This is a genomic window from Arhodomonas aquaeolei DSM 8974 (genome assembly GCF_000374645.1).
Lineage (GTDB): Bacteria > Pseudomonadota > Gammaproteobacteria > Nitrococcales > Nitrococcaceae > Arhodomonas > Arhodomonas aquaeolei.
Genome location: NZ_KB894803.1, coordinates 94635 through 116633 on the forward strand (window position 1 = coordinate 94635; position 21999 = coordinate 116633).

A 21999-nucleotide genomic window follows, 5' to 3' on the forward strand; every position below is an offset into this window, starting at 1 on the left:
GGTCGTTCCCGGCAACCGACAGCCACGGCGGTGTCGCCCGGCATGCACGGGCAGGGGGCGCCGGGTGCCCGTCGGTAGGCCCCCGCGTAGGTTGTGCGCCGCAGGCGTGCAACGTCCCGCACGGATGTCGGGCACCACCTGCGGCCATGCGGAACGTGCCGGATGCCGGTGTCATCGCGGCCATGAACAGGCCTGTGGTCGATGGAGGCCGGCGACAGTGCCTGCTTCCCGCTCACCACCGGCGAGCTCTTCCCGGCAAAGTGCGGTGACCCCTTTATCCGGGTTCCGGCACTTCCGCGTCACCGGCGTCCGTGAGCCATTCGTCCAGTCGGGCGTGCAGCTCGTCCACGCCGGTGGCCTTCGCCGCCGAGAACAGCTGTGCGCTGGTCTCGGGGTAGTCGCGGTCGAGCGCGGCGCGCACCCGTTGCAGGGTGTTCATCGCCGGGCCGCGCTTGAGCTTGTCCGCCTTGGTGAGCAGCACGTGCGCCGGCAGTCCCGCCTGGATGCACCACTCGAGCATCTGCCGGTCGTAGTCGGTCAGCGGGTGGCGCACATCCATGATCACCACCAGCCCGCGCAGGCTCACGCGCTCGGCAAAGTAGCGCGGCAGTGCCTCCTGCCAGTGCACGCGCACGCGCTGGGGAACCTTGGCGTAGCCGTAGCCGGGGAGGTCTATGAGCCGCAGTGTGCCCTCGTCGTTCAGCGGGAAGACATTGATCGCCTGGGTCCGCCCCGGCGTCTTGCTGGTGCGTGCCAGTGACTTCTGCCCGGTGAGGGTGTTGATGGCGCTGGACTTGCCGGCGTTGGAGCGTCCGGCGAAGGCGACCTCGGCCCCGGAGTCCGGTGGCAGGTGCGTGACGTCCGGCGCGCTCAGCAGGAAGCGGGCCTTGCGGTAGAGCGGATTCATGCCAGGTTCCACGGTTGCCGGCGACGGCGTGACGGGGCGGGATTGTCGCAGATGCGCAGCACGGGCGCCACGGCGCCAAATTGACCCCTCGGGGGGCGGCTGGTATAACGTCCCGTGCCTTTTCCCGGGGGCCCGGAGCGCCATATCGTGCAGGTGAACCGGTCGACTACCCGCACCCCCGGACGAGTCCAGCCGGTATAGGAGAAAGCTGCATCATGATCAACAGCCGGTTGCTAGCCGTGTTCGCCTCGCTCCTACTGCTCGCGGGCGGCCTCGCGCACGCGGAGGGCGATCCCCAGGCGGGCAAGTCCAAGGCCGGGGCCTGTGCGGCCTGCCACGGTCCGGACGGTAACAGCAACAGCCCGCAGTTCCCGAACCTGGCGGGTCAGCATGCCGATTACGTCTACGCCCAGCTCAAGCACTTCAAGAGCGGCGAGCGGCAGAACGCCATCATGGCCGGGCAGGTGGCGAACCTCTCCGATCAGGACATGCAGGATCTCGCGGCGTACTTCTCCTCCCTCTCCATGGAGGTCAACGCCGCCGACAAGTCCCTGGCCGATCAGGGCGAGCACATCTGGCGTGGTGGCGTGCCGGAGCGTAACGTGCCGGCCTGCAGCGGCTGCCACGGGCCCACCGGCGCCGGCATGGAGGGCGCGGGCTATCCCAAGATCGGCGGTCAGAAGGCGACCTACCTGGTGACCCAGCTTCAGGCATACAGTGCCGGCAAGCGCAGTGGCTACCCCAAGGCGGAGATCATGACCGCCGTTGCCTCGCGTCTTAGTGACGACCAGATCAAGGCCGTGGCGTCGTTCGCCTCGGGGCTGTACCGCAAGACGGACGGTGAGTCCGCCTCCGGCGAGTGATCCGGAGGCCGCGTTCGGTGAACGTGACGAAAGGGGGCGGTCCGGTGGCCGCCCCCTTTTGCGTCCGAGGCTCCCGTCGCGGCTGGACGGGAACTGTCGGCGGATGACACGGTCTCCTGCATGAACCGCGCTTGTGAGACGACAACAAGGGGGACGCTCTTGATGGCACGGTGGATGATGACGATGCTTGCGGCGCTGGTGCTGGGCACCGGCAGCGCGATGGCCGCGCCCCAGGCGGGCAATGAGTACCGGGTGCTGGATCAGCCACAGCCCGTCGAGACCGAGGGCGGTGTGCAGGTCCGCGAGTTCTTCTCCTATGGCTGCCCGCACTGCAACGACTTCCATCCGCTGCTCGCCGACTGGCAGGAGCGCATGGGTGACAGGATCGCGCTGGAGCACGTGCCGGTGAGCTTCGGCCGCGACTCCTGGAAGCTGCTCGCCAAGGCGTTTTACGTGGCCCAGGTGCTCGGCGTGCTCGACACGACCCACGACGCCGTGTTCAAGGCCATCCACGAGGACGGCCGGCGCTTCTCCAGCCCGGAGGACATCGCTGACTTCTACGGCGAGCTCGGTGTGGACCGGGACAAGGCGCTGGACGCGTTCGACTCCTTCGCGGTGACCATGAAGATGCGCCGCGCCGAGCGCCTGGCCCGAGAGTACCGGATCCAGGGCACTCCGACGCTGACCGTGGCCGGGCAGTACGTGATCGACGTGCGCGCCGCCGGCGGCCAGGCGGGTATGCTCGACGTCGCCAGCTACCTCGTGGAGCGCGAGCGCTCCGGCGATTGAGCGTGGATGCCGCAGAGCCTGCAGCACGCGTCCCCCCGCCCGCCGGGACGGCCGGGGGGAGCGTGTTGCGGCTGATGAGTTACAACATCCAGACCGGCATCGAGACGCGTTTCTACCATCACTACCTCACCCGCGGGTGGCGCCACGTGCTGCCCCACGATTCCCGCGCCGGGAATCTCGAGCGCATCGGCGAGATCGTGCGCGGCTTCGACATCGTCGGCCTCCAGGAGATTGACGCCGGCAGCCTGCGCAGTGGTTTCGTCAACCAGACCGGTTTCCTCGCCGAAGCCGCGGGCTTTCCCTACTGGCATTTCCAGACCAACCGCCGCATCGGCCGCATCGCCAGGCACAGCAACGGGGTGCTCTCGCGTTTCCGGCCCCTGGAGGTGCGCGCACACAAGCTCCCGGGCATGATCCCGGGCCGGGGGGCGCTGATCCTGCGCTTCGGCGGTCCGGGAGAAAGCCTGGACGTGGTGCTGCTGCACCTGGCCCTGGGTCGGCGTGCGCGGCTGCGTCAGCTCGCCTACATCGCCGAGCTGGTCAACCGCAACCGGCACACCATCGTCATGGGCGATCTCAACTGCCTGTCGGACAGCCCGGAGCTGCAGTTGCTATGCGGGCACACGGACCTGCGCGAGCCGCTTCACGACCTGCCCACCTACCCGAGCTGGCGCCCGCGGCGCAATATCGACCACATCCTCGTGTCCTCCTCGTTGAAGGTCCGTTCGGCGGAGGTGCTGGACTATCCGCTGTCAGACCACCTCCCCATCACCATGGAAGTGGTGCTGCCGCCGGAGATCGTGCTGGTGGGCTGAGTCGCGGGAGACGGGCAAAAAAAAGCCGACCTGTAGAAGGTCGGCCAAGAGGAGGAGAGACAGATGTAACGGCCGCGCCGTTACGATGGGATGCATCATAATCGTCCCCACCCGGACTGAAAACCGGGGTTGAAGGCATAGGTATTGTGCCTCTCGGTTGAAAATCTCCGTCTTTGCCGACCAGAGGGAACCTCGCGGCCCTCCGGGTGGTCCCTCCGTAAGACGGGCGGGTGTTCATCGACACACCCGGCGAGGCGATGCAAAATAGCGGGCTTGACAGCGCGCGGCGCAGGGTGGGGCATTTCCCGGGCCGCGCCGGCCGTACGGACAGTGAACTACCCGACTGTGACAATGACGCGGCGGCTCGCCGAATCTCCGGAGGAATAAACCATGTGGACGTGGTTCCATCGCTTGGGATCGCCGCCGTATTTCTACGAGTGGGCTGGGCGATGGGCGCCGCGTATCGGCGTGCTTGCCGCGTTGCTGTTTGCCTGGGGGCTTTACGACGGGCTCGTGCTCGCGCCGACGGACTACAAGCAGGGCGAGAGCTACCGGATCATCTTCATCCACGTCCCGGCGGCGTGGATGTCCATGATGGTTTACGTGACCATGGCGGTAAGCGCGGCCATCGGGCTCATCTGGCGGATGAAGGTCGCGGAGGTCATGGCGCGGGCCGCGGCGCCTCTGGGGGCATGGTTCACCGTCCTCGCGCTGGTCACTGGTTCCCTGTGGGGCAAGCCCATGTGGGGGACCTGGTGGGTCTGGGACGCGCGTCTGACCTCCGAGCTGCTGCTGCTCTTCCTCTATCTCGGCTATATCGCGCTCAACGCCGCCATCGAGGAGCCGCGTCAGGCGGCCCGGGCCTCGGCAGTGCTGGCGGTGGTCGGCGTGGTGAACATCCCGATCATCCATTTTTCGGTGGAGTGGTGGAACACCCTGCATCAGGGGCCGACGGTCACCCGTCTCGACGCCCCGGCCATAAATATCGCCATGTTCTTGCCCTTGATCACCATGGCGCTGGCCTTCATGGCGTATTTTGCCGCGGTCTGGTTGATGCGCGCCCGGGGTGAGCTGCTCGAACGCGAGCGGCGCAGCCGCTGGGTGCAGCGTGTCGTCGCGGAGGAGTCCGGATGAACGAGTTCCTGGAAATGGGCGGCTACGCCGCCTACGTCTGGCCGTCCTACGGCCTGGCGCTGGTGGTCCTGGTGGGCAACTGGCTGGTGGCGCTGCGCCGCCGCCGGGCGGTGGTCCGCCGGCTGGCGAGGAGGCAGCAGCGATGAAACCGGCACGCCGCAATCGCCTGATCCTCGTGCTGCTGCTGGTAGGCGGCGTGGGCGTGGCCGTCGCGCTCATGCTCTCGGCGTTCCGCGAGAACATGCTCTATTTCTATCCGCCGAGCCAGGTGGTCTCCGGCGAGGCACCCACGGGCTACCCCTTCCGCATGGGCGGCATGGTGGCCGATGGCAGCGTGCGCCACGGGGAGGGCGTCAACGTCCACTTCCAGGTCACCGACGGCGGCGCCTCGGTGCCGGTGCGCTACGAAGGCGTGCTGCCCGACCTCTTCGGCGAAGGCCAGGGCGTGGTCGTGCGCGGCCGGCTCTCCGCCGACGGCACGTTCACTGCCGAGGAGGTGCTCGCCAAGCACGACGAGAACTACATGCCGCCGGAGGTGGCCGACGCCATGAAGGACGGCAAGGCCGCGCAGACCGTCAGCGAGGGGGGTGAATGATTCCCGAGTTCGGACAGTTCGCGCTCGCACTGGCGCTGGCGCTGGCGCTGGTGCAGGCGGTCGTGCCCATGGCCGGTGCCGCCCGCGGCCGCGTTGCCTGGATGGCGGCGTCGCGCTCCATCGCCGCCGGTCAGTTCGTGTTTCTCCTCGCCGCCTTCGTCTGCCTGGCGTGGTCGTTCTATGCCAACGACTTCTCCGTGCTCTACGTGGCGAACAATTCCAACACCGCCCTGCCGTGGTACTACCGCCTGTCCGCGGTATGGGGCTCCCACGAGGGCTCGCTGCTGCTGTGGGCGCTGATCCTGGCCGCATGGACCCTGGCGGTGGCCGCGTTCAGCCGCGAGCTGCCGCTGGCGTTCACGGCACGGGTGATCGGCGTGCTCGGGGCGGTGAGCTTCGGCTTCCTGCTGTTCACCATCCTCACCTCCAACCCCTTCACCCGGCTGGCACCGGCGGCTGCCGAGGGGCGGGACCTCAATCCGCTGCTCCAGGATCCGGGACTGATTTTCCACCCGCCGATGCTCTACATGGGATACGTCGGGTTCTCCGTCGCGTTTGCCTTCGCCATCGCGGCGCTGATCGGCGGTCGCCTGGATGCCGCGTGGGCGCGCTGGGCCCGGCCGTGGACCACCACCGCGTGGATCTTCCTGACCCTGGGCATCACCCTCGGGAGCTGGTGGGCGTACTACGAGCTCGGCTGGGGCGGCTGGTGGTTCTGGGACCCGGTGGAGAATGCCTCGTTCATGCCCTGGCTGGTGGGCACGGCGCTGATCCACTCCCTGGCGGTTACCGAGAAGCGCGGGGCGTTCCGGAGCTGGACGGTGCTGCTCGCGATCTTCGCGTTCTCGCTGTCACTGCTGGGCACGTTCCTGGTGCGTTCCGGGGTGCTCAACTCCGTGCACGCCTTCGCCACCGATCCGCAGCGGGGCATGTTCATCCTCGCGCTGCTGGTGATCGTGGTCGGCACCTCGCTGGCGATCTATGCGTGGCGGGCGCCGCGGCTCGCCGGCGGCGGGCGCTTCGAGCTGCTCTCCCGGGAGACGCTGCTGCTGCTCAACAACGCGGTGCTCACCGTGGCCGCGGCCACGGTGCTCGCCGGCACGCTCTACCCCATGGCGACGGACGCCCTCGGGCTTGGCAAGATCTCGGTGGGTCCGCCGTACTTCAACACCGTGTTCATCCCCCTGATGCTCCCGCTGCTGGCGCTGCTCGGGGTCGGCGTGCTGGTCCGCTGGAAGCGCCACGATGCCCGCGGGCTGCTGCACACCCTGCGCTGGGCGGCGCTGGCCGCGGTGATCGCGGCGGTGGTGACCGCGTGGTGGTTCACGGGCATGCATCCGATGGGCGTGCTGGGCGTGGCGCTCGCGATCTGGATGCTGTGGGCCAGCGTGCAGGCGGTGATCGAGCGCGTGCGTGGCCGCCGGGACCGGGTGCGCGCCCTGCGCGGGATCCCCCGCGGGTTCTGGGGCATGACCCTGGCGCATACCGGCCTTGCGGTGTTCGTCCTCGGTGTCAGCGCGGTGGGCAACTTCGACTGGCACAGCACGCTCCGCCTCGCCCCCGGGGAGTCCTACCAGGCCGCGGGCTACACCTGGCGGCTGGAGGACGTCTCCACGGTGGAGGGGCCGAACTATACGGCCAAGCAGGGTACGGTGGTGATCTCGCGTGACGGTGAGGTGGTTACCACCCTGTACCCGCAGAAGCGTCGCTACCCGTCCTCCGGGATGCGCGTGATGACCGAGGCGGGGATCGACGGCGGCCTTGTCCGGGATCTCTTCGTCGCCCTCGGCAAGCCCCGCGAGGACGGCAGCTGGACACTGCGCGTGCAGTACAAGCCCATGCTCCGCTGGGTCTGGTACGGGGCGCTGATCATGGCCGTCGGTGGTCTTCTCGGTGCCACCGATCCGCGTTACCGCCGTCTGCTCGATCGCGAGCGCCGGGCGGCGCTGGCCCGCGGCGAGGTGGCGGCATGAAGCGATACCTCCTGCCGCTGGCGATCTTCGTCGCGCTCGCCGCGGTGCTTGCGGTCGCTTTGCACCTCAACGACCGCGAGATCGTGCCCTCGCCCCTCGTGGGCAAGGCGGCGCCTGAGCTGGGCGCCTCCCGGCTGCTGGCGCCGGACGAGCGGCTGACCCTCGCGGACATTCGCGGCGAGGTGGCGCTGGTGAACGTCTGGGCGAGCTGGTGCGTGGCCTGCCGCGAGGAGCATGCCTACATTTCCGCGCTCGCCGAGCAGGGGGTGCCCATCTACGGCCTCAACTACAAGGATACGCGGGCCGAGGCGCGGCAGTGGCTGTCCGAGTTCGGCAATCCCTACGACGCGATCGTGTTCGACAAGGAGGGCGACATCGGCATGGACTGGGGTGTCTACGGTGTGCCGGAGACCTTCCTCCTCGATGCCGACGGGCGGATCCGGTACAAGCACATCGGCGCCATTACCCGGGAGTCGATGGAGGAGGAGATCCTTCCGCGGGTGCAGCGGCTGCGTGAGGAGGCGGACGCATGAGGGGGGCCGTTCTCGCCATCGTCCTGATACTGGTCACCGGCGCGGCGTCAGCCGCCGGCACCGTCTACGAATTCGATACCCCCGCCCAGCGCGAGCGCTACACGGAAATCATCGGCCAGCTGCGCTGCCTGGTCTGTCAGGGCCAGAGTATCGCCGAGTCTAACGCTGATCTCGCCCAGGACATGCGCGACAAGGTCCACGAGCTCATCCTCGAGGGCCGCGACCGGGGGGCCATCATCGGCTACATGACCGACCGCTACGGCGACTTCGTCCTCTACCGTCCGCCGGTGGATCCACGGACCTGGCTGCTGTGGTTCGGGCCGCTGGGGCTGCTGGTGATCGCGGTGGCCGTGCTGGCCGTCGCCGTGCGCCGGCACCGCGCCGCCGCCGGGTCGCCGGCCCTGTCTGCCGGCGACCACGAGCGGGCACGGCGACTGCTCAGCGAAGGCCTTGACGACGATGACGACGACACCCAGGGAGGGCGCCCGTGACCCCGGTGATCTACACGCTGGTGCTGCTTGCCGGCGCCCTGGCCGGCGTCGCCTTCGTCGTCGTGCCGCTGCTGCGCCGTCGCCGTGCGGAGGCCGTCAGTGAGCGCCAGGCCCTCCTGTCCGCGCATCGTGAGCGTTTCGTCGAGCTCGACGCCGAACGCGAGGCGGGCAACCTCTCCGAAGACGAGTACCGCGAGGCCTACGAGGAGCTGGAGCGTCAGCTGCTCGAGGGCGTGAGCGGTCCCGCCGAGCAGGGCAGCGGTGGCGGACGCTGGATGTCGGTTGCCGCCGGCCTGGCCGTACCGGTGGTTGCCCTGGGTGTCTACCTCGTGGTCGGCTCGCCGCAGACCGTGCTGCCGACGACGGGGACGCAGGCCGAGCGTATCGCCCAGAGCGGCAGCCTCGAGGAGCAGCGAAAGTTCATCCGTGACAACCTCGGCGAGCTCCAGCAGCGCTTCGAGGACGACCCCGGCGACGTTGAGTCCGGGCGCATGCTCGCCCGGGCCTACCTCGCCGTGGACCGCCCCGCCGACGCCGCCCGGGTGCTCGCCCGGCTGATGGAGACCGCCGGGCGCCAGCCCGACCTCCTCGTCGACCGGGCCCGGGCGCTTGCCATGGCGAACGGTGAGACGGGGCTTACCGGTGAGCCCCGCAAGCTCCTGGAGCAGGCCCTGAAGCAGGCCCCGGCCCATCCGGACGCCCTCTGGTTCGCCGGGCTCGCCGCGGTCCAGGCCGGGGAGGCCGGCCGGGCGCGTTCGCTGTGGCAGCGCCTGCTGAGCGAGCTGCCGCCGGGTAGCGACTCGGCCAAGCGCCTGACCGCCGCGATCGAGCGTCTGGGCGGCGGAAGCGCCGGCGGTGATGCCGCCGCCTCCTCGGGCGCCGGCGTTACCGTGCGGATCCGGGTCGCCGACGATCTCGCCGCGGACCTGCCCGCCGGGACCACGGTGTTCGTCTACGCCCGCTCCCCCGAAGGGCCGGAGATACCACTGGCCGCGCGCCGCCTGACCCTGGGGGATCTCCCTGCGGAGGTCCGGCTGGATAGCTCCATGGCGATGGCGGGGCGTTCCATGGCGGAGGGTGACCGTGTCGAGCTGATCGCCCGCGTCTCCCGCAGCGGCCGTCCGATGGCCAGTGCCGGCGACCTCCAGGGTAGCGCCGGGCCGGTCCCGGTCTCCGGCGAGGATGGCGGCGATCCGGTGGCCGTGGTGATCGACCGCCGCGTGGAGGGCGGCGACGCCGCCGGCGGCTAGCTGAGACCTCCCGGTAGGCCGTTCACTCGGCGTGTGCCGGACGACTCCGCCAGGAGGCCCGGGTGAGCAACCGTGTCTGTTGATCCTGCCCCCGGGGTAGCGGATGGGAGTTCCGGTAGGTCGTGCGCCACAGGCGTGCGACATTCCGTATGGTCCCGGCAGTGCGTCGCACACGGCCTGCGGCCGTGCACGACCTACCCGCCTGTACCGGCGGGCAGGGCGGCATTCGGCGGTGCGCCGGTCACCGCGGCCGCCTGAATCCGCTCGCCGACCGTCTGCACCGCCGCCGCGTTGGTGCCCAACCCGGGCGGCCCCTCGACGAGGCAGGCAAAGCAGGCCGGCAGTGCCGGTAGCCCTTCGCCGGGACCGGCCTCCCGCATGCCGCTATGGCCGTTCTCGACCCGCGCCCGGTCGAGCACGCTGATCGCCAGTCCGGCGGCGACCGCCGACTCCACTGCCGTGACGCTCGCGCTCGAGAACACCGTCTCCCAGTCACGTCCCGCCGCCTCCAGCGCCGTCAGGGCGATGGCGCGATAGGGGCATTCGGCGGGATGCAACGCCAGCGGCACGAGCGCCGGTATCGCCTCCCGTTCACCGGCCGCCATGGCCCAGACCGGCCGCGTCCGCCACAGTCGATGCCGCGACGGCGCCTGCGCCTCCGGCACCACGACGAGGGCCAGGTCCAGCGTGCCGGTGTCCACCAGATGCCGCAGGGTGCCGCTGGTGTCCGTGCGCACATGCAGGTGGAGGTCCGGATGGGACCGCGCCAGGTCCGGCAGGACGCTGCCCAGCAGGGCGGGGACGTATTCCTCTGGCACGCCGAGCCGGACCACGCCGGCGGCGGGCCGGTCGATGAGGCGGTGGATCAGGGTGTCGTGCTCGTCGAGCAGGGTCGCGGACTGGGCCCGCAGCCGGGCGCCCTCGGCGGTAAGCGATACCCCGCTGCGCGAGCGCACCAGCAGCGTGCGGCCAAGCTGGTGCTCCAGGCGCTTGATCTGCTGGCTGACCGCCCCGAGCGTGAAATGCCGCCGCTCGGCGACCGCCCGCAGCGTGCCCAGTGCGCAGGCCAGATGAAACGTGCGCAGCAGGTCGATATCGAGGGTACGGTCATGGGTTAGGTTTATGGTCATTAAACTGTCGGTTAATACAATATAGATTTTATAGTGTATCAGGACCGGGCAGCATGACGGACCTCATCCGAAACGAGGGGGCTGTCATGGGAATGACGCTCGCACCGGTGCTGATCGCCGTCGGCCTGGTGGTGTGCTGGAGTTCGGGGTTCATCGGTACACGGATGGCGACGGTGGTCGACCTGCCGCCGACCGCCATCTTCTTCTGGCGTTTCGTGATCGCGGTCGCCCTGTGTGCGCTGATCCTGCTCGCCCGCCGCATGGCCACTGCCCGGCGCGCGGCGCTGACGCCCCGGGCGGTGGCGGCCGAGCTCGTGGCCGGCAGCTTCAGCGTCGGCGGCTTCCTGCTCGGCGTCGTGTTCGCGACGGCGCTCGGGGTCAGCCCCGGGGTAGTCGCGCTGATTACCGCGTTGCAGCCCCTGATGACCGCGCTCGTTACCAGCCTGCGCGTCGGCGAGCGCATCGGCGCCGCCGGGTGGGCGGGGGTCCTGGTCGCCGTGGCCGGCGTGGCGATCAGTGTCGGCGGGGACATGCATGGGGTCGGAAGTGCCCCGGTCTGGGCCTACAGCCTGCCGTTTGGCTCCGCGGTATGCCTGACCGCCGGCGGGCTGCTGTCCGCGTACCGCCCGGCGGTGGGATTCGGTCTCGTCGACCGGCTGCTATGGCAGCTCGCTGCGGCGGCGGCGCTGTTCCTGCTGGCACACCTCGTCTGTCAGGGTGGCCTGCCGGCACTGCCCGGAGCGGAAGCGGGCGACTGGCGCGCCATCGTCTGGCTGGTGGTGCTGTCCAGCTTCGGCGGCTACGGTTTCTTTATCGCCAGCCTTCGGTGCCACGGGGCCAGCCTCACGGCGGTGCTGTTCTATCTCACTCCGCCGGTGACCATGGTCTGGACGGTCCTGCAGTTCGGTGACCCGGTCCGGCCGCGGGAGTGGCTCGGTGGTGTGCTCGCGGTGGCGGGGGTCGGCGTGTCCCTGTGGGGGATGCGGCGTATGCGCACCGTTGTGCCCCGGCCGTCCGGGGTGGCAGCGTGACGGGCGTCTGCGCTCAGTCCAGGCTGATCCGCAGGCCCGCGGCCGCGGCCAGCGGTGCCAGGGTCAGGGCGAGGGCGGCCATCGCGCCGAGCAGCTCGAGCTGGCCGGTCACGCCGAGCCCGGAGGCCGCGGCGTCCGCTGAGCCCGCGCCGAAGATCAGCACCGGCACGTACAGCGGCAGCACCAGCAGCGCCAGCAGCAGCCCGCCACGGCGCACCCCCACGGTCAGCGACAGGCCGACGGCACCCAGGGCGCCGAGCACCGGTGTGCCCAGGGCGAGCCCCGCCATCAGCTGCGGCAGTGCCTGCCAGGGGTAGTGCATGAACAGCGCCAGCAGCGGCGAGACGATCACCAGCGGCAGGCCGGTGATCAGCCAGTGGGCGCAGAGCTTGGCGAGCACGAGTACGGCGAGGGGCTGGGGCGCGAGGGCGAACTGCTCCAGGGTGCCGTCCTCGAAGTCCCCGCGGAAGAGCTGCTCCATGGAGATCAGCGACGCCAGCAGCGCCGCGACCCAGATCACCCCGGGGGAGATCTGGCGCAGGGTCTCCGAGGCCGCGCTCACCGCGAGGGGGAAGAGGCTCGCGATCATCACGAAGAAGATCACCGGATTGGCGAGCTCCCCGGGGGCGCGCAGGGCCAGGGAGAGGTCCCGGCGCAGTACCGCCAGGAAGGCCGGCACGAGGCGGATCTCATCCATGGCCGAGCTCCAGGTGGCGCAGGTTCACGCCCTCGAGCATGACCGGCTGGTGGGAGGTCATCACGGTGATGCCCCCCGCGGCGGCGTGCTCGGCGAGCCGCGCCTCGAGCGCCTCCACCGCGTGGCGGTCGAGGGCGGTGTAGGGCTCGTCCAGGATCCAGGCGCTGGCCGGCTCGATGAGCAGCCGTGCCAGCATGACCCGGCGGCGCTGGCCGGCGGAGAGGTGGCGGCAGGGCGTGTCCAGGCGCTCGCCAAGACCCATGCGGGTGAGCGCGGCATCGCGGTCACCCTCGCCGCCGTGGAGGCTGGCGAACACCCGCAGGTTCTCCCGAGGGGTGAGCTCCAGCTTGATTCCGGGCTGGTGGCCGATCCAGATCAGTGCCTGACGGTAAGTGCCGCCGTCGCGGCGGACGTTCCCGCCGGCCCAGTGCACGCTGCCCTCCTCGGGCAGGGTGAGACCGGCGAGGGTGCGCAGCAACGTGGTCTTGCCGCTGCCGTTGGGGCCGGCGACCAGCAGCACCTCCCCCGGCGCCACCGTGAGGTCGAGTCCGTCGATGAGCACGGTCTCCCCGCGGGAGACCACGAGTTCCCTGGCTTCCAGCACCGTTTCCGCCTGTGCCCCTGATCCGGTCGCAAGGTTACCACCTGGTGTCCGGATTCATAAGTCCTCGCCCGTCCGGCGAGGGCGTGGTGGCCTCGCGACGAGCCGGGTCGATGCGCCGGGGCGTCGTCGTGTGACGGGTCATTCCGGGGCCCGTCCCCCCGTCGCGGTCGCCGATCACGGGAACGGGCACGCTGCTACCAGAGCAGGGTCAGACCGCCCTGGACACGCCCGGCGACGGCATCGCCGCTGGCGGCGACACGTGAGCCGAAATAGGCGGTCAGGTTCTCGCCGAGCTGCAGCCGGGCCTGCAGTGCCGCGCTGCCGGTGTGCTCACCGGCATCGGGGGCGCGTACGCTCCAGCTGGCACCGTGGAGCGTGTTGGTCATCGGCGCGAGCCGGTCGTCGTCCGGCGTGTAGTGCCAGTCCGCGCTGGCGCGCAGGGCCATGGGGTGGCCGAAGGCCTGGACGTCGGCCTCCGCGGCCATGCCGACGCGCAGCTGTGTGACCACCTCGCTGTAGCCGTCCTGGCTGACCGTCACCGCGGGATCGCCGTCCTCGGTGAAGCCGTCGCGTCGGGCGCGTTCCGCCGAGAATCCCACCCGGGGGGTGAGGGTGACGCTGTCCAGGTGCACGCTGTGGCCGGCCTCGAGGTCGAGGGACAGGGTATGGCCGTCCACGTCCGAGCGCGCTTTCGCGCGGCCGGCGGCGAGGTCCACGTGGCGGCTGGTCTCGTATCGGTCGTCCGAGCCGCCGGCGGTGAAGGCCAGGTAGTTGTTGTCGGCGGCGATGCGGCCGTAGGCGAGCAGCTGGTAGGAGCGCAGATCGGCGCTGCCGGTGTCGTCCCGCCAGACGTCGGTATCGGCGACGCCGACGCCGATGCCGAATCGGGCGGTGTCGCTGCGGTGCAGATCGAGGCCGCCGTAGATCGCGCCCGTGCGGCTGCCGTAGCCCTCGGTGGCGTTATCGTCGTCCACGTGGGTCCACTCTCCGGCCACGTCGACCCACAGGCCTGACGGCGAGACCAGTCCCTCCGGCGTGGTGGCGGCGTCTTCCGTGCCGTGGGTGAGGGCCCCGGTCGCCCCTCGCGTGGCGCTCGTGGCATGGGCGATCATGCCGTCGCGCACCAGCTCGCGGGCCCTGCGGGACGCGGTCATCGCGACGGGATGGATGTCGGCGGCGGTCTGCTCGAAGGCCTGCGTGATCCCTTCCGAGGACAGCCCGGCGAGCCGTGTGAACAGCGCCCCGGTGACGCCGTCGTCCGCGTTGGCGCCGTCCACGGGACGGATCCCGTCGAGCGCGCGTGCCGCGGCGACCGCGTTGTTCCGCCCGTTGGTGGCCACGGTGTCGGCGTAGCGCTGGGGGGTCACCGCCAGGGTCACGTCGTTCGGGTTGTAGAGCACCACGAAGCGGGTGTCGGCGGGCAGGCCGGCCGCGGGCTGGACCAGGGTGTCGTAGGTCCCGGTCACGCCGCCCTCGGCCTCCACGACCCGGAACAGGTCGCCGACCGCCGGGGAGAAGGTGTTGTCGGCGTCGCCGGGGATGCCGCGGAGCTGTGCGGTGATGGTGCCGTCCGCGGTGTAGACGCTGTTCGCACCGGTGAGCAGCACGCGGTCGTAGTTGCCGGCGCCCGTGCCGGTCCCGTAGCCGTCGATCTCGACGACGTAGTTGCTGCCGTCCATCTGGGTGACGCTGCCCGTGACCGTGAGGGTGCCGGGGGAGTTGCCCGGGGCGAGCGTGCCCGTCACCGAGATGTCGCCGCGCACGTGGCCGGAGCCGCCCATCGTGCCGTCGCCGTCCACCCACACGTTGCCATCGAAGCCGGCGTTGAACGCCAGCTCGCCCTCGTGCACGCAGGCCCCGACGTCGTTGGCGCCGTCGCTGCGCAGGTCGAGCCGGCCGCTGCCGTTCTTGGTCAGGCAGCTGGACCCGCCGACCGCGCCGGAGAGGGTGACGTCGTTGGCGCCGGTGTCGAACACGGATGTCCCGTCGGTGGCCGCGAATCGGATGTCGTGGGTCAGTGTCCCGCCGCCGAGCGCCTCCGCCGTGGCATCGCCGATGACGAGGGAGGCCGAGGCGCCGCCGAGGGCGTCGTCGCCCGAAAAGGCAAGGGTTCCGGCGTGCACCACGGTATCGCCGGTCAGGCCCGAGTTGTCTCCCGTAAGGGTGAGCGTGCCGTTGCCGCGCTTGTTGAGGGTGCCGTTGCCGCTCATGGCCCCGGAGAATGTCGAGTCGTGGCCATTGGTGTCGATGGTGCCGCCGTTGCCGGTGACGGTGAAGTCGTTGGTCACGCCGGCATCGGTGGTCACCTGCAGGGTGCCGCCGTCGAACGTCGGGTTGACCGCGTCGTTGGAGAGCTCGTCGGTGGTGTAGCTACCCTGCGAGGTATCGATGTCCGGCGTGGCGCCCCCGACGCTGACCAATCCGCCGTCGGCCCCGATCGCGAACGAGCCGTTGTTGATTGCCGGGTCCGAGGGTTCCCAGTCCTGGGAGAGACTGGAGCTCGCGTCGTAGCCGAAGGTGTAGGCGCCGGCGAGGATGTCCGAGAAGAGCACCGACTGGAACGCAAAGATGCCGTCGCCCTGGCAGCTCGCATCACCGCTGAGATCGCCTGTTTCGGGGGTGCACTCGTCGGGCCAGAAGTAGTTCTCGCCGGCCACCAGTCCATCGGGTACGGTGCCGTCGGCTACGCCGTTGAAGCCGGGGACCAGGGTGAACGCCTGGTTGTCGACGAGGTTGCTGTCCGCGTCGTAGAGGTCCAGCGAGCCTTCCGCCTGGCCCACCGTCGGATGCCAGCTACCGTAGTAAACGGTGACGTCGAACCGGTCCGCGCCGGATCCGTCCGATATGATGAACCCCAGTGAATCGGTGTGTGCGAGGCCGTAGCCCGGTGTCAGCAACGTGCCCGCGAACAGGGCATACGTGGCCAGTCTTGTCCTGTGCAGTCGGAATGCCATCCCCTTGGCCCCCCCTCCGTCTCGTAGTAATCAATTGGCGTTCGCCGGCGAGTGCCCGCGGCAAACGCGCAATTATTGCCGGCCCCGGGGGAGGGGGGTATCAGGGATTCCCTGAAATAGAATCAATTAATGGAGGTCCGGGGTGCCGGGGGCTACAGCCCCCGGACCATGCCGCCGTCGACGAGCATCGACTGGCTGGTGACGTAGCTGTTCCCAGGCGAGGCGAGGTAGGTGACCGTGCGGGCGAACTCCGCGGGCTCGGCGTAGCGGCCCAGGGGGATGCGCCCGGCGCTCTCGGCGCGGATCTCGGCCTCGTCGCGGCCCTGCTTGCGGGCCTGGGCCGCGTCCAGGGTGCGCACGCGCTCCGTGTCCACCCGGCCGGGGCCGACGATGTTGACCAGCACGCCGTCACCGGCGAGCTCTGCGGCGAGGCTCTTGGCGAGCCCGAGCAGCCCGGCACGGAAGACGTTGGAGAGCAGCAGGCCGTCGATGGGCTCGTGGATCGAGGAGCTGGCGATGAATACCACCCGCGGGGCGTCGCTCGCGCGCAGGTGGGGCAGTGCGGCGCGGATGGTGCGCACGGCGCTCAGCAGGTTGAGCTCGAAGGCGCCCTGCCAGTCCGCGTCGGTGAAGTCGTCGAACCGTCCCGGCGGCGGCCCGCCGGCATTGGTGACCAGGCTGTCGATGGCGCCGAAGCGCGCCACGGCGGCGTCGATCAGCGCCTCGATGTCGCCGCTGCGGGTGATGTCGGCGGCGACGCCCAGGGTCTCGGCGCCGGTCTCGGCCTCGATGCGTTCGGCGGCCTCGCGCACGGCCTCGGCGTCGCGGCTGGCGAGGACCACGCGGGCACCCTCGCTGGCGAGCGCGTGGGCGGTGGCGTAGCCCAGGCCGCGGCTGGCGGCGAGGACGACGGCGGTGCGTCCGGTGAGCTGAAGGTCCATCGGTATCTCCTCGTGGGGTGGGTGTTCCTACTCCGCGTAGATCATCCGCCGGGTCATGCCGCCGTCGACGATCATCTCCTGTGCGGTGACGAAGCCCGCCTCCGCGGAGAGGAGGTACGCCACCATCGCGGCGACGTCCTCCGGGCGGCCGACGTGGCCCGCCGGGTGCTGGGCGTGGTCCTCCGCGGTGAGGTCCTCGTGTTCCGCCGCCGCGGCGATCCAGCCCGGGCTTACCGCGTTGACCCGCACGTCCGGGCCCAGGCTCACGGCGAGGGCATGGGTCAGGGCGAGGATCCCGCCCTTGCTTGCTGCATAGGCCTCGGTGTGCGGCTCGGACTGGCGGGCGCGGGTGGAGGCGATATTGACGATGGCGCCGCTGCCCGCGCGGAGCAGGGGTGCGGCGGCGCGGCTGCACAGGTAGGTGCCGGTGAGGTTGGTGGCGATGACCCGGTGCCAGTCCGCCACCGCCTGTGCCTCGAGGGGCCGGGCGGGGGCGCCGTGGCCGGCGTTGTTCACCAGGGCGTCGAGCCGGCCGTGGCGTGCCGAGACCGCCTCGATCAGGGCCGTGACCGCCGCCTCGTCGCCGACGTCGACGGTGATGCCGTGCGCCGCGCCGCCGAGGGCGTCCGCGGTCTCCGCCGCGCCGTCACGGTCGGCGACGATCACCGCCATGCCGTCGGCGAGCAGCCGCGCGGCGATGGCCCGGCCGATGCCGCGGGCGGCGCCGGTGACGAGGGCGACGCGCCGATCCTGCCCGCTCATGCCTGCCTCCCGGATGATCCGTGTGCGGTGTCAGCCGAAACCGTACAGCCTTGCCGGGTTGTCCACCAGTATCGCCCGCCGCCCGGCCTCGTCCGGGACCAGGCGCAGGAACTCGTCGACCAGGTCGCCGTCGTTGGGCATGGGCCCGGGGAGCTGCACGTGGGGCCAGTCCGTGCCGAACACGCAGCGCGACGGGCCGGCCTCGCGCAGGGCATGGAAGAACGGCTCGACGTCCGTGAACGGCGCGCGCTCCTGCGCGCTGATGCGGTTCGGCCCGGTGAGCTTGGCCCAGGTATTGCCGTCGGCGACCAGGTCCACCAGTGCCCGGAAGCCCGGATCGCCGGTGCCGCGGCCGGCGGGGACGTGACCCATGTGGTCCACCACGCTCGGCACGGGCAGGGCGCTCAGCCGCTCCGCCAGGCGCTCGAAGCGCGAGACGTCGACGAGGAACTGGATGTGCCAGCCCAGCCCGGCGATGCGCCCGGCCAGCGTCTGGACGTCGTCGAAGGTGATCCCGCCGGGGAAGACCAGGTTGATGCGGATGCCGCGGACCCCGAGCGTGTGCATGCGCTCCAGGCTCGCATCGTCCACGTCCCGGTCGACCACCGCGATGCCGCGCCACTCGATGGGGTCGCCGGCGCCACCGGCCGCCGCCAGGGTGTCGAGCATGCGGCGGTTGTCGGTGCCATAGACACTCGGCTGCACGAGCACCGCCCGCTGGAAGCCGAGGGTGGTCAGCAGCCGGCGGTAGGCGGTCTCGTCCGCGTCCGGCGGGGTGTAGCCCCGCGGGGTCTGGTAGGGGTAGTCCGCCTGGGGCCCGAAGAGGTGCGCGTGGGTGTCGCAGGCCCCCGCCGGCAGCGGCGTGGCCGGTGCATGCGGGGCCGGGTCCGGTCCGGGGATGTCGGGGGGTGTGGTCATATCTGCGTCTCCCTGGCGTCGGTGCGGGCGAGGCCCAGCCGGCGCATGGCGTTGGTCAGGTGTACGCGCATCGCCGCCCGTGCCTCCTCCGGTTCGCGGGCGAGAATGGCGTCGAGGATCGCACGGTGCTCGGCCTGCACCGCCTGGGCCCGGCCGGAGATACGGGCGGTGTTGGAGCGGGCGGCGGTGATGGACTCCATCACCCGCGGGTAAAAGAACGAGAGGAACTCGGGGAAAAAGCGGTTGCCCGTGGCCTCCGCGATGGCCCGGTGAAAGGCCAGGTCGTGACGGGCGCCGGGGCGGTCCTCGTGCACCGAGCGCTCCAGTGCCGCGAACGCCTCGCGCATGGCGGCGATGGCCGCCTCGTCAGCGTTGCCCGCCGCCAAAGCCGCCGCGCCGGCCTCCACCTCGCGGCGGATCTCATAGACGTGGCGCAGCTCCACCGGGTCGAGGCTGTCGCTGGACAGCGAGAATACCGGTTTCTCCGGCAGGGTCTCGGCGACGAAGGTCCCGCGGCCCTGGTGGGTCTTCACCAGCCGGGCGCGGCGAAGCTCCGCGATGGCCTCGCGCACGGCCGCGCGGCTCACCTCGAAGCGCGTCGCCAGCGCCGCCTCCGTGGGCATCCGCCCGCCGGGCTGGTGGCGGCCGTCGCGGATCTCGCGCTCGAGCACGCTGGCCACCTCGCCGGGAAGCCGGCGGTTCGCTCGGGTCATGTCTCCCTCCTGGATATCCGTACCGGGTCCCGGCGCGTTCGGGCGCCGGGACCCGGGCATCCTAGCCGAGCAGGCCCGGCAGCCACAGGGTGACCGCCGGGACGTAGGCGATCAGGCCCACGACGGTGATGAGCACCAGCAGGAACGGCCAGAGGTAGCGTGCCACCGTCTCGATGCGCAGGCCGCTGATGCTGGAGGCGACGAAGATCGAGTAGCCCACCGGCGGGGTGACCATGCCGACGGCGAAGTTGATCACCACCATCGCGCCCAGCTGAATCGGGTCGAGCCCGATCTGCTGGCCCACCCCGATGAGCACGCCGCTGAGGATCACCATCGCGGAGACGTTGTCCATCACCGCGCCGAGCACCAGCAGCATGACGTTGAGCATCAGCAGCAGTAGGATCGGGTTGGAGGTGATCGCCAGCAGCCCCTCGGTGACATGGGCCGGGATCTGCTCGCTGGCCACGACCCAGGCGAAGCCATAGGCGACGGCGATGATGAACATGATCACCGCGGTGGTGCGCATGGAGCGCATCAGGATCGCCGGGACGCTGCGCCAGTGGAGGTCGCGGTAGAGGAACAGGCCCACCACCGCGCTGTAGAGCGCCCCCACCATGGCGGCCTCGGTGGGCGTGAACACGCCGCCGTAGATGCCGCCGAGGATGACCACCGGCGCCATCAGTGCCCAGAAGCCCTCGCGCAGCGCGGTGAGGATCTCCCGGCCGGTGGCGCGCCGCTCCAGGGTGATGCCGCGGCGGCGGGCGTAGATCACGCTCACCAGGCAGAAGCCCCCGGCGGCGAGGAGCCCGGGGATGACGCCCGCGAGGAAGAGCTTGGCGATGGACTCCTCGGCGAGTACGCCCCAGATCACCATGGGGATGGAGGGCGGAATCATCTGCCCGAGGGGACCGACGGCGGTGGCGAGCGCCGCGGCGTAGCCGCGCTGGTAGCCGCGCTCCTCCAGCTCGTCGACCATGATCGAGCCCACCGCGGCGGTGGTCGCCGGCGCCGAGCCGGAGATCGCGCCGAAGAAGGTGCCGGCCGCCACCGTGGACATCGACAGCCCGCCGGGGAGGTGGCCGAACAGCGTCGCCGCGACCCGTACGAGCCGCCGCGAGAGCCCGCCGGCGCTCATCAGCTCGCCGGCGAGGATGAATCCGGGAATGGCCAGGAGACTGGTGACGGTGCTCCCGGCGATGAGCCGCTGGGCGAGGATCAGCGGATTGAGGTCCGCCATCCAGATGCCCACCGCGGTGAGCAGCCCGAGCGTGAATGCGATGGGGACGCCGAGCAGCAGCAGTACGAACAGCCCGACGATCAGTACCATACCGATCTCACCCATTGCCGTTACCCTCCATGCTGCGAATGGGTGTCGGGCGCAGCAGCAGTACCGCCGCGTGGAAGGCGATCAGCGCCCCGCCGACGGGCATCGCCGCGTTGCGCAGCCACAGCGGGTAGCGCATGGCCGGCGAGACCTGGTTCGCGGTGAAAAGCGCGAAGTTCCATCCCGTCCAGAGCATGATCAGCCCGAAGGTGAGCACGAGCAGCACGATCAGCCGCTCCAGCACCTCCGAGGCGGGCCCGGGCAGGGACTCGACCAGCAGGGTCACGCGCACGTGGGCCATGTCGCGGACCAGTGCGCTTGCGAACAGGAACACCGTCCAGGTGAACGCCAGCAGCGCGACCTCGCCGCTCCAGACCAGCGAGTCGCCGAGCACGTAGCGGTAGAAGACGCCGAGCAGGAGGCTGCCGATCATCACCAGCGCCGTCGCCGCCCCCAGTGCGGAGGAGGCGGCGGCCAGCCACCGGCCCAGGCCATCCAGATAACGGTACATGGGGATGCCTTTCCGGACAGGGCGGCCCCGGCGCGCGGCCGGGGCCGTCGTGGACTACTCCGAGACCTGATCCAGCGCCTTGTCGAGCAGCGCCGGGCCGATCTTCTCGCGGTACTCGTCGTACACGCCAGTGACCTTCTCGCGGAAGGCGGCGACGTCGTCGACCTCGTTCACCTTCATGCCCGCCTCGCGGATCTTGGCCAGGATCTCGTCGTTGTTGGAGGCCACGGTCTCGCGCTGGCGCTCGATGGCGCGCCGGGCGGCCTTGCGCACCGTCTTCTGCTGCGTCGCGGAGAGGCTGTCGAAGGTCTGCTTGGACATCAGCAGCGCCAGGGCGTTGTAGGTGTGACGGGTCAGCGACAGGTACTCGGTGACTTCCGGGTACTTGTTGGCGTAGATCACCGCCAGCGGGATCTCGAGACCGTCGACGGTGCCCTGCTGTACCGCGGTGAACACGTCGCTCCAGGCCATCGGCACCGGGTTGGCCCCGATCGCGCGGAAGCTCGCGATGAACAGGTCGCTGGGCTGCACGCGCAGCTTCACGCCCTTGAAGTCCGAGGGCTTGCGGATCGGGCGCACGTTGTTGATCGCGTTACGGAAGCCCGCCTCCGGGAAGCCCAGACCGACGATGCCCTGGGATTCGAGGCGCGAGAGCATCTCCTGGCCGACCTCGCCGTCGAGCACCTTGTGGGCCTGGCCGGCGTTGGCGTAGAGGAAGGGCAGGTCGTTGAGCTGGAAGGCCGGCTCCAGCGTGCCCACCTGGGTGCCGGTGATCACGCCGGCGTCCAGGGTGCCGAGCTGCATGCCCTGGAGCATTTCGGTGTCGTTGCCGAGCTGGTGGTTGGGGAAGAACTTGACGTCGAACTCGCCCGGTGCCGCGGACTCCAGCTCCTCGGCGAAGTAGTGGGCGGCGATGGCGTAGGGGTCGACCTCGCTGTCCGCGGTGGTCCAGCCCAGGCGGATGGTGGTAGCGGCGTGACCGATGCCGGAGACGCCGATCACGGCGGCGGCGACGAGGCCGCTCAGCAGGCGGCGGGTGCGTTGGGATCGGGTAGTCATGGAGG

The 21999-nt window shown here is 70.4% G+C and carries 23 protein-coding genes; 11 read left to right on the forward strand and 12 right to left on the reverse strand.

What is annotated here, in order from left to right:
• Window positions 1–274: 274 nt before the first annotated feature.
• Window positions 275–907 carry a ribosome biogenesis GTP-binding protein YihA/YsxC gene (gene yihA, locus C516_RS0106250; protein ID WP_018717505.1) on the reverse strand — a complete coding sequence of 211 codons (633 nt, stop codon included), beginning with the start codon at window positions 905–907 and terminating at the stop codon, window positions 275–277.
• A gap of 215 nt (window positions 908–1122) precedes the next feature.
• On the opposite strand from yihA, the gene C516_RS0106255 reads away from it, so the two are divergent.
• From C516_RS0106255 to ccmI, 10 genes are all read left to right on the forward strand, one after another.
• Window positions 1123–1770 carry a c-type cytochrome gene (locus tag C516_RS0106255; protein WP_018717506.1) on the forward strand — a complete coding sequence of 216 codons (648 nt, stop codon included), beginning with the start codon at window positions 1123–1125 and terminating at the stop codon, window positions 1768–1770.
• A gap of 162 nt (window positions 1771–1932) precedes the next feature.
• Window positions 1933–2559: a thiol:disulfide interchange protein DsbA/DsbL gene (locus C516_RS0106260; RefSeq protein ID WP_018717507.1), complete on the forward strand. Its 627-nt coding sequence runs from the start codon at window positions 1933–1935 to the stop codon at window positions 2557–2559.
• A gap of 74 nt (window positions 2560–2633) precedes the next feature.
• On the forward strand, window positions 2634–3374 hold the full coding sequence (locus tag C516_RS18790) for an endonuclease/exonuclease/phosphatase family protein (protein ID WP_018717508.1): 741 nt from the start codon (window positions 2634–2636) through the stop codon (window positions 3372–3374).
• 390 nt (window positions 3375–3764) lie between these two features.
• Window positions 3765–4508 carry a heme ABC transporter permease gene (locus C516_RS0106270; protein ID WP_018717509.1) on the forward strand — a complete coding sequence of 248 codons (744 nt, stop codon included), beginning with the start codon at window positions 3765–3767 and terminating at the stop codon, window positions 4506–4508.
• On the forward strand, window positions 4505–4654 hold the full coding sequence (gene ccmD / locus C516_RS0106275) for a heme exporter protein CcmD (RefSeq protein ID WP_018717510.1): 150 nt from the start codon (window positions 4505–4507) through the stop codon (window positions 4652–4654). The genes C516_RS0106270 and ccmD overlap by 4 nt, the downstream gene beginning before the upstream one ends.
• Window positions 4651–5103, forward strand: coding sequence for a cytochrome c maturation protein CcmE (gene ccmE / locus C516_RS0106280; protein ID WP_018717511.1), 453 nt, complete (start codon window positions 4651–4653; stop codon window positions 5101–5103). Before ccmD ends, ccmE begins: the two co-directional genes overlap by 4 nt.
• Window positions 5100–7076, forward strand: a complete 1977-nt coding sequence (locus C516_RS0106285) for a heme lyase CcmF/NrfE family subunit (protein WP_018717512.1) — start codon at window positions 5100–5102, stop codon at window positions 7074–7076. The genes ccmE and C516_RS0106285 overlap by 4 nt, the downstream gene beginning before the upstream one ends.
• Window positions 7073–7609, forward strand: coding sequence for a DsbE family thiol:disulfide interchange protein (locus C516_RS0106290; protein WP_018717513.1), 537 nt, complete (start codon window positions 7073–7075; stop codon window positions 7607–7609). The genes C516_RS0106285 and C516_RS0106290 overlap by 4 nt, the downstream gene beginning before the upstream one ends.
• Window positions 7606–8100, forward strand: a complete 495-nt coding sequence (locus C516_RS0106295; RefSeq protein WP_018717514.1) for a cytochrome c-type biogenesis protein — start codon at window positions 7606–7608, stop codon at window positions 8098–8100. Before C516_RS0106290 ends, C516_RS0106295 begins: the two co-directional genes overlap by 4 nt.
• On the forward strand, window positions 8097–9350 hold the full coding sequence (gene ccmI / locus C516_RS18795) for a c-type cytochrome biogenesis protein CcmI (RefSeq protein WP_018717515.1): 1254 nt from the start codon (window positions 8097–8099) through the stop codon (window positions 9348–9350). The genes C516_RS0106295 and ccmI overlap by 4 nt, the downstream gene beginning before the upstream one ends.
• A gap of 194 nt (window positions 9351–9544) precedes the next feature.
• On the opposite strand, the gene C516_RS18800 is transcribed toward ccmI, so the two are convergent.
• Window positions 9545–10480 carry a LysR family transcriptional regulator gene (locus C516_RS18800; protein WP_018717516.1) on the reverse strand — a complete coding sequence of 312 codons (936 nt, stop codon included), beginning with the start codon at window positions 10478–10480 and terminating at the stop codon, window positions 9545–9547.
• Window positions 10481–10533: 53 nt separating this feature from the next.
• Between C516_RS18800 and C516_RS18805 the strand changes: the two genes are divergently transcribed.
• A complete protein-coding gene (locus C516_RS18805; RefSeq protein ID WP_084594108.1) occupies window positions 10534–11511 on the forward strand; it encodes a DMT family transporter in 978 nt (325 codons plus the stop codon).
• A gap of 13 nt (window positions 11512–11524) precedes the next feature.
• On the opposite strand, the gene ccmB is transcribed toward C516_RS18805, so the two are convergent.
• The 10 genes from ccmB to C516_RS0106360 form a co-directional block, all read right to left on the reverse strand.
• Complete coding sequence (gene ccmB / locus C516_RS0106315) at window positions 11525–12208, reverse strand: heme exporter protein CcmB (RefSeq protein WP_018717518.1); 684 nt, start codon at window positions 12206–12208, stop codon at window positions 11525–11527.
• Window positions 12201–12812: a cytochrome c biogenesis heme-transporting ATPase CcmA gene (gene ccmA, locus C516_RS0106320; RefSeq protein ID WP_018717519.1), complete on the reverse strand. Its 612-nt coding sequence runs from the start codon at window positions 12810–12812 to the stop codon at window positions 12201–12203. Before ccmA ends, ccmB begins: the two co-directional genes overlap by 8 nt.
• Before the next feature lie 194 nt (window positions 12813–13006).
• The gene (locus C516_RS0106325; RefSeq protein ID WP_026320984.1) at window positions 13007–15766 is read right to left on the reverse strand and encodes an autotransporter family protein; all 2760 of its coding nucleotides are present in this window, start codon (window positions 15764–15766) and stop codon (window positions 13007–13009) included.
• A gap of 152 nt (window positions 15767–15918) precedes the next feature.
• Window positions 15919–16707: an SDR family oxidoreductase gene (locus tag C516_RS0106330; RefSeq protein WP_018717521.1), complete on the reverse strand. Its 789-nt coding sequence runs from the start codon at window positions 16705–16707 to the stop codon at window positions 15919–15921.
• 27 nt (window positions 16708–16734) lie between these two features.
• Complete coding sequence (locus C516_RS0106335) at window positions 16735–17469, reverse strand: SDR family oxidoreductase (RefSeq protein ID WP_018717522.1); 735 nt, start codon at window positions 17467–17469, stop codon at window positions 16735–16737.
• A gap of 30 nt (window positions 17470–17499) precedes the next feature.
• Window positions 17500–18387 (reverse strand): amidohydrolase family protein, encoded by an 888-nt coding sequence (locus tag C516_RS0106340; RefSeq protein ID WP_018717523.1) that lies wholly within the window; start codon window positions 18385–18387, stop codon window positions 17500–17502.
• Window positions 18384–19100, reverse strand: a complete 717-nt coding sequence (locus tag C516_RS0106345) for a FadR/GntR family transcriptional regulator (RefSeq protein WP_018717524.1) — start codon at window positions 19098–19100, stop codon at window positions 18384–18386. The genes C516_RS0106340 and C516_RS0106345 overlap by 4 nt, the downstream gene beginning before the upstream one ends.
• 61 nt (window positions 19101–19161) lie before the next feature.
• The gene (locus C516_RS0106350) at window positions 19162–20442 is read right to left on the reverse strand and encodes a TRAP transporter large permease (protein ID WP_018717525.1); all 1281 of its coding nucleotides are present in this window, start codon (window positions 20440–20442) and stop codon (window positions 19162–19164) included.
• Complete coding sequence (locus tag C516_RS0106355; RefSeq protein ID WP_018717526.1) at window positions 20435–20935, reverse strand: TRAP transporter small permease; 501 nt, start codon at window positions 20933–20935, stop codon at window positions 20435–20437. The genes C516_RS0106350 and C516_RS0106355 overlap by 8 nt, the downstream gene beginning before the upstream one ends.
• Window positions 20936–20989: 54 nt before the next feature.
• A complete protein-coding gene (locus C516_RS0106360) occupies window positions 20990–21994 on the reverse strand; it encodes a TRAP transporter substrate-binding protein (RefSeq protein ID WP_018717527.1) in 1005 nt (334 codons plus the stop codon).
• Window positions 21995–21999 lie beyond the last annotated feature (5 nt).